This window comes from Tepidibacillus infernus (genome assembly GCF_048898065.1).
GTDB classification, from domain to species: Bacteria; Bacillota; Bacilli; order Tepidibacillales; family Tepidibacillaceae; genus Tepidibacillus_B; species Tepidibacillus_B infernus.
The window spans coordinates 868,354-881,283 of the sequence record NZ_JBLWFI010000001.1 but is presented as its reverse complement, the minus strand read 5'-3'; the positions used below and the strand labels follow the sequence as shown (position 1 = coordinate 881,283).

Below are 12,930 nucleotides of genomic sequence, written 5' to 3'. Positions count from 1 at the left end.
TAAGAGTGATAAAAGTTACAAGTAGAAAGGATGATGATTTATGGCAAAAGATAATTCATTTGACATTGTTTCCGAGGTCAATATGCAAGAGGTAGATAATGCAATCAATCAAACAGTGAAAGAAATCATTCAACGTTACGATTTCAAAAATAGCAAATCTGAAGTAAGCTTTCAAGGGGAAGAAATCAAAGTGGTCTCAGATGATGAATATAAGTTAAAAAGTGTAATCGATGTTCTTCAAACCAAGTTAATCAATCGCAAAGTATCGATTAAAAACTTAGACTATGGTAAGATAGAGCAGGCATCTGGTGGAACGGTTCGCCAAATGATCAAAATAAAACAAGGTATAGAAACCGATGTTGCAAAAAAAATCATAAAAGATATCAAAGACTCTAAGATCAAAGTCCAAGCGCAGATCATGGGTGAACAAATTCGCGTATCTGGCAAAAGTAGAGATGATTTACAATCTGTCATACAACTATTAAAAGGAAATGACTATGGCTTAGAGCTACAATTTACAAACTACAGATAGCCTAAGTAAAACCTACCTGCAAAACGGTAGGTTTTTTCTTCAAAAAAGAGAAAAACTAAGAATGAATGAAATCCATTTGTAGAGGAGATTAGTATGCTAGATATCTGCCTATTAGGCAATGGAGGAACCATGCCGATTCCAAACCGATGGTTAACCTCTATGATTGCCTCCTATCTAGGAAAATTGATACTTATTGATTGTGGTGAAGGAACACAAATTCCTTTAAAAAGGTTAGGATGGGGACTGAAAGCAATTGAAGCCATATGTTTTACTCATTACCATGCAGACCACGTAGTAGGTTTGCCAGGACTACTTCTGACTATTGGAAATTCTGGCAGAACAGAACCACTTACATTGATAGGACCAACAGGGTTGAATGAAGTAATTAGGGGTCTAACCGTGATCGCCCCGAATCTTCCTTATGAACTTCATCTGATTGAACTTCCGCTAGATAAAATACAGACAGTAAAAATCAATCATCTAATCATTCATGCACTTCCAGTTGAGCATACCATCCCATGCCTAGCATACACCTTAGAGGTAAAGCGTGGGAGAAAATTTAATCCGGAAAAGGCCAAAAAAAATGATGTTCCTCTTGAATTCTGGAAAAAACTACAGAAGGAAGAGGAGGTCTATTTTGAGGGGAAACATTTTACACCAGATATGGTACTAGATGAACCAAGAAAAGGTTTAAAAGTCGCTTATTGTACAGATACAAGGCCAACTGATGACTTAATAGAATTTGTTCGTGATGCAGACTTGTTGATCGCTGAAGGAATGTATGGATCGGATGCATATTTTCATAAAGCAGAAGAACATAAACATATGCTTTTTTCTGAAGCCGCCACATTGGCTAAGAATGGACAAGTGAAAGAACTTTGGTTAACCCATTTTAGCCCATCCTTGACAAATCCTGAAGATTTTTTAGAGGATACTCAAACGATTTTCCCTAATACAAAGTTGGGTGAAGACCTTTTAACCAAAAGTTTATTTTTCACTTCATAAAGGAATTAAAAAATGAAGTTGCTTTAGAAAAGCAACAGTAGGAGACGAGAGCTAAAGATGCCGATTGTGATAGATCGTATAAAAAACGAAAGAATACCTTCTATTCTCTATCCTTTTGCGTTTGAAGAAGAGTTATGCCAAAAAGTCGGGGATGGACATGAACCAATAATCCATATTTGGCAACATCCCAAAGCATTTGTAATGGGATTACGAGATAGTCGATTACCTCATGCAGGTAAAGCAAAATTATGGCTTCATGATCAAGGGTATGAAGTGATGGTTCGCCACTCAGGTGGTGCAGCTGTGCCTTTAGACAATGGTGTTATAAACATATCGTTGATCCAGCCAATCAAAGGCCAAATATACCGTTTTCAGCAAGATTTTGAAATCATCTTTCAACTGATTAAGGATACCCTTCAATCCTACCCTGTAAGAATTGAAAAGGGTGAGATAAAAGGTTCCTACTGTCCAGGAGACTACGACTTAAGTATCAATCATAGAAAGTTCTGTGGAATTGCTCAACGACGCCAATTGAAGGCTTTTATTGTTCATGCCTTCATCAATGTTTTAGGAATTGGGGCGGAAAAGGCTAAACTCGTTCAACAATTTTATGAGATCGCTTCAGGAGGGAGAATCGAGGAATTCAATGTACCCTCGATTCAGCCAGAAAAAATAACTACTTTAAAAGAGTTAACCAATGTTTCATCCATAGAAGAGTTTCTTTTTCACTTGAAAATCGCACTAAAGAATAAATATGGTGATAAACTTATCTATGAAAATGCCCAATCCTTTGATACTTTACATGAAAATGAAATCAATAAAATGATGGTTGAATTTAAAACAAAATATGATATTACACAATAGAACCAAAAAAGAAACGTAACGCATCTGGGATTTCTCTTTGCCAAAATCCCCAAATATGGGTTCCAGGTCTTTCAATATAATGAATGTTAGCTTTTTTTTCCTCAAGAAGCTTTTTTGTCTTTCGATTGATTTCCAAAAAGTTAAAGGTTCCAGCATTAGTTTGCACAGCCGTTTCATCGAGTCCAGCCACCATATACATCGTAAGCCATGATAGATCTTGTTCCGCCTGAATACGGACAATACTTGGTTCAAAAAAGGCTCCTGACAATGAAAGGATGTTGCGAAATCGATTTGGGTGGTCTAAAGCAAGTTGGAGTGAAACCGTTACACCTAAAGAATCGCCAGCCAAAGTTCTTTGATCTGCCTCTTGTCTAATGGGAAAACGATTTTCTACAAAAGGAACAAACTCCTCCACAAAAAAACGAGTATAATTTGGAAAACGTGAGCCTTCAGGATGATATTCTGAAGTTCTTACGTTTTTTTTCATTTCTACTCCAATAATAATCATCGGTTCAATATTTTCATCTAATATCAGGCGAGTAGCTTGAGTCGCAATCCGTCCGAAGTTGAAAAATTGTTCACCATCCTGACAATAAAAGACAGGGTAAGACAATAGTTCATTATAACTAGGTGGAAGATAAATGATCCCCATTCTACTCTCTTCTAAATACTTTGATTCCACTTCTTCCTTAATGATTGTTCGTTTGTAATATCGTTGATCGTTCATTGATGATCTCTCCTTTAATATGAGTTTGTCTGTTTATGAAAAAATAATTACATCAAGAATCATGATAAAAATTCGTCAAATGGGAAGATTTTAAATGATAGAGATTTATTTTTTAAAAAAGAGGTGAGCTTCATGAGAAGAATTATATCAGGTCAAATTGAAGGAATTGAACCCTTTTCAATCCTTGATGTCTCTGGAAATGTGGTTAATGAAGAAGCCATGCCAAAGCTAAGTGATGAACAATTAAGAGATTTAATGAAAAAAATGGTATTTACCCGTATTTGGGATCAACGTGCAATCAGTTTAAATAGGCAAGGAAGACTTGGTTTTTATGCGCCTGTTGCTGGTCAAGAAGCAAGCATGGTCGGATGCGAATCCGCTATAGACAAAGAAGATTTTATTTTACCAACCTATCGAGATATCCCACAAATGATTATGCATGGATTGCCACTATACCAAGCTATTCTTTGGTCTCGTGGCCATCAACATGGTGGAGAAATTCCCGAAAACGTTCAAGCTTTTGTCCCACAAATAATTATTGGTGCACAGTACGTTCAGACGGCAGGTGTTGCCATGGGTATTAAAAAGAGAAAGAAAAAAAAAGTAGCAATGACGTTTATTGGAGATGGCGGTACATCTCAAGGAGATTTTTACGAGGGAATGAACTTTGCTGGAGCTTTCAATTTACCAGCCATCTTTATTATTCAAAACAACCACTATGCCATCTCTGTACCTAGGGAAAAACAAACTGCTGCAGCAACTTTAGCTCAAAAAGCAGTTGCGGTTGGAATCCCTGCTACTCAAGTGGATGGGATGGATGTTTTAGCCGTATATAAAGTAGTATCAGAGGCAGCAAACGATGCTAAAAATGATGAGGGTCCAGCACTTATTGAGGTTTCAACCTATCGTTTTGGTCCTCACACCATGTCTGGAGACGATCCAACAAGGTATCGTTCTAAAGAAGAAGAAAAAGAATGGGAAGAAAAAGACCCACTCATCCGATATAGACGTTTCCTTAAAAACAAAGGAATCTGGACAGAGGAAGAGGAAGACAAATTGATTGAAGAAACAAAAGAAGAAATTAACCAAGCATTAAAAAAAGCAGATGCTTATGAAAAAATGACCATTTCTGGTTTATTAGATAGCATGTTTGAAGTAACTCCACCTTACTTAGAAGAACAAAAAGCTTTATTTGCTAGGGAGGGAAAATAAAATGCCACAAATGACAATGATTCAAGCGATAACTGATGCAATGCGTGTTGAATTAGCAAGAGATACCAACGTCTTATTATTTGGGGAAGATGTAGGAAAATACGGAGGTGTTTTCCGGGCAACAGCTGGATTGCAAGATGAATTTGGAGAAGACCGTGTCTTTGACACCCCCTTAGCAGAATCAGGAATTGCAGGGTTAGCAATCGGTTTAGGATTAATGGGATATCGCCCAATTGCCGAAATTCAGTTTATTGGTTTTATTTTTGAAGCGATGGACTCCATTTGTGCGCAAGCTCCACGCATTCGATACCGTACCAATGGTAGATTCCATAGCCCCATAACCTTCAGAGCTCCTTTTGGTGGTGGAGTAAAAACACCAGAATTACATGCAGACAGTTTAGAGGGGTATTTAATGCAAACTCCTGGATTGAAGGTAGTTATTCCATCCAACCCCTATGATGCTAAAGGCTTATTGATTTCAGCCATTCGTGATAATGATCCTGTCTTTTTTATGGAGCATATGAAACTATATCGTTCTTTCCGTCAAGAAGTGCCTGAAGGCGAATATACCGTTCCAATTGGCAAGGCCAATATCGTTCGTGAGGGTACAGATGTAACGATTATTACATATGGAGCGATGGTTCACACCTCATTAAAAGCGGCAGAGGAAATTGAGAAGAAACGTGGAGTAAAGGTTGAGGTAATAGATCTTCGTACCATCAATCCAATCGATACAGAGACCGTTTTAAAATCGGTAGAAAAAACAAATCGCGCAATTGTTGTACAGGAAGCCCAAAGAACATCAGGAGCAGCAGCAGAAATCATTGCTCAAATTACTGAGAAAGGGATTCTGTATTTAGAAGCTCCAGTTCTTCGTGTGACTTCACCTGATACCGTATATCCGTTTGGCATGATTGAAGATGAATGGTTGCCAGACCCAACACGGGTCATCGAAGCTATTGAACAAGTACTTGATTTTTAATTGGAAAGAAAAAAGGAGGTTAAAAAAGAATGGGTGTATTTGAATTTAAGCTCCCCGATATCGGTGAAGGTATCCATGAGGGGGAGATCATGAAATGGCATGTAAAGCCAGGAGATATCGTAGAAGAAGATCAAGTCATATTGGAAGTACAAAATGATAAAGCTGTTGTTGAAATTCCTTCACCTGTCAAAGGAAAAGTATTAGAGATAAAGATGGAAGAAGGCGCAGTAGCAGTAGTAGGCGATGTCTTAATCACTTTTAAAGTAGAAGGTCAAGGAAACGTTGCAGAAACAGCAGACAAAAAAGCTGTAGATCAAGAAGTCATTGATAATGATGTTAAGAAAGAAATAGCCGATGAACCACGAGTCCCTAAAAAGGAAAAAATGGAACAAGACACTCCTACACCTAATGCTGTTTCACCATCAGTTGATGATCGCAAAGTATTAGCTACACCAAGTGTCCGTAAACTTGCTAGGGAAAAAGGGATTTCCATTGCTCAAGTTCCTGGCACAGGGCGTAATGGGCAAGTAACAAGCGAAGATATTTTGAATTTTATAGCTGGTAAAACAGCAGTACAAACCACTGAACAATTTGTTGCAAAAGCAGCTGAACCAACAAAAACGCCAACAGATGTTTCTCAAGCGGTACAAGTTGAGGGTTTAGAAGAAAGAGTGCCATTAAAAGGTATTCGTAAAGTCATCGCAAATGCTATGGTGAAGTCGGTATATACCGCGCCACATGTCACCGTAATGGATGAAGTAGATGTAACAGAATTAGTTGCATTTAGAGAGAAAATCAAACCATTGGCGGAGAAAAAAGGAGTTAAGGTCACTTATTTGCCATTCATTGTAAAGGCTTTAGTTGCCGCAGTTCGCCAATACCCAATTTTGAGGGCATCTGTTGATGATGAGAAAGAAGAGATTGTATATAAAAACTATTACCATATAGGGATTGCAACTGATACGGAGAACGGTTTAATCGTACCTGTAGTAAAAGATGCCGATCGTAAGAGTATTTTTACCATTGCTGCTGAAATTAAGGATTTAGCAACAAGAGGAAGAGAAGGAAGATTGGCACCAAATGAAATGAAAGGTAGTTCTATTAGCATAACAAACATTGGATCTGCTGGTGGAATGTTCTTTACTCCAGTTATCAACTATCCGGAAGTTGCAATCTTAGGAACGGGGCGCATTTCAAAGAAACCAGTAGTCAAACATGGTGAAGTGATGCCTGCAGATGTGATGGCATTATCTTTAAGCTTTGATCATCGAATTATTGATGGGGCAACGGCACAATATGCCCTAAACTATGTCAAAGATCTGTTAGAAGATCCACAGTTATTAGTGATGGAGGTGTAAAACTTGGTTGTTGGTGAATTTACACAAGATGTTGATGTAGTTGTCATTGGCGCTGGGCCTGGTGGATATGTTGCTGCAATACGAGCTGCTCAATTGGGAAAAAAAGTTGTCGTTGTAGAAAAGGATGAAGTAGGTGGCGTTTGCTTAAATAGAGGATGTATTCCATCAAAGGCTTTAATTTCTGCGGCTCATCATTACGAAATAATGACTCATGCCTCAAATATAGGTATTCAGGCTGAAGGAATAAGTATAGACTATGGGAAAGTTCAGGAATGGAAAGAAGGCGTTGTTAAAAAGCTGACTGATGGGGTAAGCTCTTTATTTAAAGGGAACAAAGTTGAAAGGGTTAAAGGTGAAGCGATTTTTGTTAATGAAAAAGAAATCCGTGTCGTCAGTGGCTATGAAGGTAGTAGGTATCGTTTTAATCATTGTATCATCGCTACCGGTTCAAGACCAATTGAATTAAAACCGTTTCCTTATGGTGGCAGAATTATCTCCTCAACTGAAGCACTTTCCCTAAAAGAAATACCAAAAACTATGATGGTGATCGGTGGCGGTTATATAGGGATTGAGTTAGGGCAAACTTATGCAAAATTAGGAACCAAGGTCACAGTCATCGAGGGATTAGATTCAATTTTACCCGGATTTGAAGCCGAAATGTCTCGACTTGTTACTCGCAACCTTAAAAAGCTTGGAGTTGAGGTCTATACCAATGCGATGGCAAAAGAGGCAAAGCAGACAGATCATGACATCACGGTCACATTTACGACGAGAAACAATGAAGAAAAACAAATCACTGCAGATTATGTGTTAGTAACTGTCGGCCGTCGTCCAAATACAGATGAGATTGGACTTGATGCGATCAATATGAAAATGACCGATAAGGGTCTAATTGAAATCGACCATCAATGCAAAACAAGCGTACCAAATGTGTACGCGATTGGAGACATTGTACCTGGATCAGCACTGGCACATAAAGCTTCTTACGAAGGGAAAGTTGCAGCTGAAACTATTGCAGGTCACCCAAGTGCCATTGATTATAAAGCCATTCCTGCCGTCGTTTTCTCTGATCCAGAAATTGCAAGTGTAGGCCTAAATGAAACAGAAGCAAAAGAGCAAGGATTAAAAGTGATCACTGGCAAATTCCCATATGCTGCAAATGGTAGATCTTTATCAATGAATGCCGGAGATGCAGGTTTTGTAAAATTGGTTGCCAATCAGGAAACAGGTTTGTTGTTAGGAGGACAAGTCGTTGGACCAGAGGCATCAAATCTGATTGCTGAGATCGGACTAGCCATTGAGATGGGAGCAACTTTGGAGGATATTGCCTTAACAATTCATGCTCACCCAACCTTAGGAGAAATGGTGATGGAAGCAGCAGAAGGCGCTTTAGGACAAGCGATACATCAAATCAACAGACAAATAAAATAATTTTATCTAAAATCATAAAGTGAGTGATGGTTTTATGATGGTTTTAAAAGTTCATAATAACCAAGCAAATAGGGACTATATCGTGATCTAATTCATGATATAGAGGTAACGTCATCATTCGGAAATTTTGTATGTTAAGCGAATTTCAACCTAAAAAAGTCGATTTCCTTACTTTAAGGAACCGACTTTTTTAGGTTGCTTGTTCAAATAGAGATCGTCACAAACATTATGTACACTTTGGTACGAAGTAAACACCCCAAGGTTTATGCTTTCTATCACTTTTAAATTCCGTTTCAAGAGCTTTTTTATACTTTTTATATTCTTCTGAGGATACTATTTTACCTTTACTCGTTTCAGTTAAAACCAAGCTTGAGTTAGGACCCGATACTAAAAGCGAACCATATTTTTCTTTAGATTACCTTTTATATTATCAATTACCGTAATAGAATATTTAGTATATGGGTCACTAACTTCTTTGGTTCCATTTTTTGTTTCAATAGTTACTTTATTTTTGTATAAAGTTTCAATTTCATCTAAGTTATTACTTCATGAATCTAATCTTTCAATTGAAGAACATTACACTGATACAGCAGGATATACGGATCAAGTTTTTGGGTTAAGTCATTTGTTAGCTTTCGCTTTGCACCAAGTCTAAGAGATATAAGTGTTACAAAAATATTTACCATTTCTTCTCCTAATGATTTCCAAAACTTAAAAGGTATGATTCGAGGAAAAAATTAACACTAAAATAATTAAAGAAAACTTTGATGATGTACTAAATGTGAAAGAAAAATTAGAAATTGAAATCAATGCGGCAACCGATTGCCATCGTAAAATTAGCCAATATCTCTAAACGTCGTATAGAAAGATTAGTTAATCCACAGCTAAATGATCATTGACCCCCTTTCTTAAGTCCTGAACCAGGCTTACAATCTGGGGCCATGATTATGCAGTATGTGGCAGCCTTCAGCCAACCAAGAAGACCATGTAAGTATGGGAACTATTAGCGCACGACACGCCTCTCTGATCATTACCAATACGAGACGGGTTCTAGCAATTGAGGCAATTTGTGCTTTGCAAGCTGTAGAAGTAAGAGGAGAGAACCATCTAGCCACGAGTCAATATCATCTATATTTCTCTAGACGGATGTATTAGATCAAGCCTATGCACCTTACTGTCCTGTTACAAGTCGAATTGGAGCACATGTCATCCTAAACTTTATAAAAGGAAAACGAATCTCCGACAATTTAGGTTTTTAAAAAACAAAAATTGCGATATAATAATAAGCTATAAAGTGGAAAAGATAGGATTGTTGAGGAGTGACGATTTGATGCGAATTTTATCGGGAATTCAACCATCAGGTAAACTTCATTTAGGAAATTATTTTGGCATGATGAAACGAATGGTTGACTATCAGGAAAACAATGAATTATATGCTTTTATTGTAAATTATCATGCGTTAACTTCCGTCTTTGATGCTAAGAAGTTACAAGAGGGAACTTTTAATGCCGCTTGTGATTTTTTAGCTTTAGGAATGGATCCAGAAAAGTCAACTTTTTGGGTACAGTCCGATGTACCAGAAGTCACGGAGCTTACATGGTTGTTATCAAATGTAACAAGTATGGGACTTTTAGAAAGAGCACATGCTTATAAAGATAAAGTAGCAAAAGGAATTCCAGCCACACATGGATTGTTTTCTTACCCTGTCTTAATGGCAGCAGATATTCTAGCTTATGGAGGAAAAAGGGTTCCTGTTGGAAAAGACCAGAAACAACATATTGAGATTGCTAGAGATATTGCAGAACGCTTTAATGCCACCTATGGAGAAACATTTGTTTTACCAGAGGAAGATATTGAAGAAGAGATCGCTACCGTTCCAGGAATCGATGGACAAAAAATGTCCAAATCCTACGGCAATACGATTGAGATCTTTGCAGATGAAGAAACATTAAGAAAAAAAGTAATGTCTATCGTAACAGATACAACTCCTGTTGATGAACCAAAGCCAATTGAAAACAATACCTTATATGAGATTTATTCCTTATTTCTAAATCCAGCTGAAAAAGAAGAATTAAAAGATCGTTTCCTTACCCCTGGATTAAAATATGGAGAAGTAAAAAAAGAGCTATTCAGCATGATTTGGGAATATTTCCGCCCCTATCGTGAAAAACGTGAGGGGTATGCAAACGACAGAGGAGAAGTGATGAACATATTGCAAAAAGGAGCAAACAAAGCAAGGGAGACTGCTTCGCATTATGTTCAATTAGCTCGTAAAAATGTTGGCCTTTATTACTGGGACAAATAACAAATAACAAAATAACATATAAACAGGCATCGCACTACTGATAGCCTGTTTTTTATTTACTCAACATTATCATGATTTTTTTTATTTTTAGAAAAATGCAGGAATTATTTCTCAACAAACGAACTAATATGTAGGTAAATGTAAGCGTTAACAATTTTAGATTATATCATTTTTGCTAGTCAAGATTATAGGAGGGAGTAAAGGTGCTAGGGGAGATGTTGGATCAAAAAGAAAGAGAACTTGATCAAATTCTGCAACAGTATAAGAAACAAAAAGGGGCGTTAATTCCAACTTTACAGGCCACACAAGAACTCTATGGATATTTACCAAAAAAGGCAATGGAAAAAATAGCAAAATCGCTTCGTATCCCATTTAGCGAAGTGTTTGGAGTAGCTACCTTTTATGCCCAATTTAAATTACAACCACATGGTCGCCATCTTATTCGTATTTGTTCAGGAACAGCTTGTCATGTTAGCAGGGGAACACACCTTCTAGAAATCCTTGAACAAGAACTAGGCATTAAGAAAGGGGAAACAACACAGGACGAAAGGTTCACATTAGAGTCTGTCGCATGTTTGGGAGCATGTGGACTAGCTCCTGTCATGATGATCAATGATGAGACATTTGGGAGATTAACGCGAGATAAGATCAATGAAATACTAAATCATTACGAATAAAGGGGAGAGTACCATTGAAAGATCCAATTAAGCCTCGGATTACCATAGGAATGGGGACCTGTGGAATAGCAGCGGGGGCTGAGAAGGTGAAAGAGGCTATCGAGAAAGAAGTTCTAAGAAGGGGCTTAGAATTAGATATAGACTTTACAAGCTGTATTGGTATGTGTTATCGGGAGGTTAATGTAGAAGTTGCTTTGCCGAACCATCCTGCCATTATGTATGGTAATATAACCCCTGACAAAGTAGAACGAATCATTGATAACCATATTATAGGTGGCCAACCCATCATAGAATGGGCAGAATTTCAATTTCAAGTCGATCAAGTTTCAACCATTCACGAAATTCCACTCATGGAAGAATCGAAGTTCTATATCAACCAAAGCCGTGAGGTCACTGCTCGTTGTGGAAGAATGAACCCTGAACTTATTGAGGAGTATCTCTTAACTGGTGGCTATAAAGGACTAAAAAGAGTACTTCAATTGAACCCAGACGAAGTAATTGAACAGGTAAAAAAATCTGGTCTTCGTGGCCGTGGTGGTGGAGGATTTCCCACTGGATTGAAATGGCAGTTTACCAAAGATGCAAAGGGAGAACAAAAGTATATTGTTTGTAATGCCGATGAAGGAGATCCAGGAGCCTTTATGGACAGAAGCATCCTTGAAGGAGATCCCCATGCTGTAATAGAAGGAATGATCATTGCTGGATATGCCATTGGAGCCAATGAAGGATATATCTATGTCCGTGCAGAATATCCTTTGGCTATAAAACGGTTAAAAACAGCTCTCTCTAACGCTGAACAGCACGGATTTTTAGGGGACCATCTATTGAATACCTCTTTTGACTTCCAGATTCATATCAAAATGGGGGCTGGAGCGTTTGTCTGTGGAGAAGAAACAGCATTACTAAATTCAATTGAAGGAAAAAGGGGAATGCCTCGACTTCGTCCTCCTTTTCCAGCTGTAAATGGCCTATGGCTATCCCCTACGAATAATAACAATGTGGAGACCTATGCGAATGTAGCTCTTATCTTTCGTAAAGGAGTAGACTGGTACACTTCAATAGGAACAGAGAATAGTAAAGGAACCAAGGTATTTAGTCTGACAGGTAAAATAGCAAGAACTGGATTAGCCGAAGTCCCAATGGGTACTACCCTAAGACAAATTATCTTTGATATTGGTGGGGGTGTTCAAAACAATAAACGTTTTAAAGCAGTTCAAATCGGTGGTCCTTCAGGAGGATGTTTGCCGGAAAAACAACTAGACCTCCCTGTTGATTATGACTCTTTAATTGAAGTTGGAGCGATGATGGGATCAGGTGGACTTGTAGTGATGGATGAAACAACCTGTATGGTCGATGTCGCAAGGTATTTTCTTACATTCACCCAAAGCGAATCATGTGGTAAATGTACCCCATGTCGCGAAGGAACAACGAGAATGCTTGAAATTTTAACCCGAATTACTACAGGAGAAGGAAAAATAGAAGATTTGTATACTTTAGAAAAACTAGCAAAAGTGATGAAGACCACTTCCTTATGTGGTCTAGGCCAAACCGCTCCAAATCCTGTGTTGTCAACATTAAGATATTTTCGCGACGAATATATTGCCCATATTGAGCAAAAACGCTGTCCGGCAGGTGTATGTATGAGTCTATTAACCTACCAGATTGATCAGGAAAAATGTATTGGTTGTACCGCTTGTGTTCGAAACTGCCCTGTTCATGCCATTTCTGGTTCGGTAAAGAAACCTCATATAATTGATCCAAATGTGTGTATTCAATGTGGAGTTTGTATAGAGACCTGCAAATTTGATGCGGTAATTCGAGTATAGGGGGAGGCTTA

At 38.0% G+C, this 12,930-nt stretch carries 11 protein-coding genes and 2 pseudogenes; 12 read left to right on the top strand and 1 reads right to left on the bottom strand.

The window, feature by feature from the left end; translation table 11 throughout:
• Nucleotides 1-40: 40 nt before the first annotated feature.
• From TEPIDINF_RS04540 to TEPIDINF_RS04530, 3 genes are all read left to right on the top strand, one after another.
• Entirely contained in the window at nucleotides 41-532 is a 492-nt protein-coding gene (locus TEPIDINF_RS04540; protein WP_069800094.1) for a YajQ family cyclic di-GMP-binding protein, read from the top strand.
• A gap of 93 nt (nucleotides 533-625) precedes the next feature.
• Nucleotides 626-1,537, top strand: a complete 912-nt coding sequence (locus TEPIDINF_RS04535) for a ribonuclease Z (RefSeq protein WP_069800092.1) — start codon at nucleotides 626-628, stop codon at nucleotides 1,535-1,537.
• A 57-nt stretch (nucleotides 1,538-1,594) separates the two neighbouring features.
• Nucleotides 1,595-2,401 carry a lipoate--protein ligase family protein gene (locus tag TEPIDINF_RS04530; RefSeq protein ID WP_421691425.1) on the top strand — a complete coding sequence of 269 codons (807 nt, stop codon included), beginning with the start codon at nucleotides 1,595-1,597 and terminating at the stop codon, nucleotides 2,399-2,401.
• On the opposite strand, the gene TEPIDINF_RS04525 is transcribed toward TEPIDINF_RS04530, so the two are convergent.
• Complete coding sequence (locus tag TEPIDINF_RS04525) at nucleotides 2,391-3,128, bottom strand: alpha/beta hydrolase (RefSeq protein WP_421691424.1); 738 nt, start codon at nucleotides 3,126-3,128, stop codon at nucleotides 2,391-2,393. The genes TEPIDINF_RS04530 and TEPIDINF_RS04525 overlap by 11 nt on opposite strands.
• 132 nt (nucleotides 3,129-3,260) lie before the next feature.
• Between TEPIDINF_RS04525 and pdhA the strand changes: the two genes are divergently transcribed.
• The 9 genes and pseudogenes from pdhA (at nucleotide 3,261) to nuoF (ending at nucleotide 12,919) form a co-directional block, all read left to right on the top strand.
• Nucleotides 3,261-4,340, top strand: a complete 1,080-nt coding sequence (gene pdhA / locus TEPIDINF_RS04520; protein ID WP_421691423.1) for a pyruvate dehydrogenase (acetyl-transferring) E1 component subunit alpha — start codon at nucleotides 3,261-3,263, stop codon at nucleotides 4,338-4,340.
• Between the two features lies 1 nt (nucleotide 4,341).
• Complete coding sequence (locus tag TEPIDINF_RS04515) at nucleotides 4,342-5,322, top strand: alpha-ketoacid dehydrogenase subunit beta (RefSeq protein ID WP_421691422.1); 981 nt, start codon at nucleotides 4,342-4,344, stop codon at nucleotides 5,320-5,322.
• A 29-nt stretch (nucleotides 5,323-5,351) separates the two neighbouring features.
• Nucleotides 5,352-6,680: a 2-oxo acid dehydrogenase subunit E2 gene (locus tag TEPIDINF_RS04510; RefSeq protein WP_421691421.1), complete on the top strand. Its 1,329-nt coding sequence runs from the start codon at nucleotides 5,352-5,354 to the stop codon at nucleotides 6,678-6,680.
• Nucleotides 6,681-6,683: 3 nt separating this feature from the next.
• Nucleotides 6,684-8,111, top strand: a complete 1,428-nt coding sequence (gene lpdA, locus TEPIDINF_RS04505; RefSeq protein WP_069800080.1) for a dihydrolipoyl dehydrogenase — start codon at nucleotides 6,684-6,686, stop codon at nucleotides 8,109-8,111.
• Between the two features lie 538 nt (nucleotides 8,112-8,649).
• Nucleotides 8,650-8,772 (top strand): annotated as a pseudogene (locus TEPIDINF_RS04500) (Tn3 family transposase); the annotation flags it as partial.
• A gap of 111 nt (nucleotides 8,773-8,883) precedes the next feature.
• Nucleotides 8,884-9,257, top strand: a pseudogene (locus TEPIDINF_RS04495) (aromatic amino acid lyase); the annotation flags it as partial.
• A gap of 184 nt (nucleotides 9,258-9,441) precedes the next feature.
• On the top strand, nucleotides 9,442-10,416 hold the full coding sequence (trpS, locus tag TEPIDINF_RS04490; protein WP_069800078.1) for a tryptophan--tRNA ligase: 975 nt from the start codon (nucleotides 9,442-9,444) through the stop codon (nucleotides 10,414-10,416).
• 203 nt (nucleotides 10,417-10,619) lie between these two features.
• Nucleotides 10,620-11,093, top strand: a complete 474-nt coding sequence (nuoE, locus tag TEPIDINF_RS04485; protein ID WP_220126428.1) for an NADH-quinone oxidoreductase subunit NuoE — start codon at nucleotides 10,620-10,622, stop codon at nucleotides 11,091-11,093.
• A 14-nt stretch (nucleotides 11,094-11,107) separates the two neighbouring features.
• Entirely contained in the window at nucleotides 11,108-12,919 is a 1,812-nt protein-coding gene (gene nuoF / locus TEPIDINF_RS04480) for an NADH-quinone oxidoreductase subunit NuoF (RefSeq protein WP_421691420.1), read from the top strand.
• Nucleotides 12,920-12,930 lie beyond the last annotated feature (11 nt).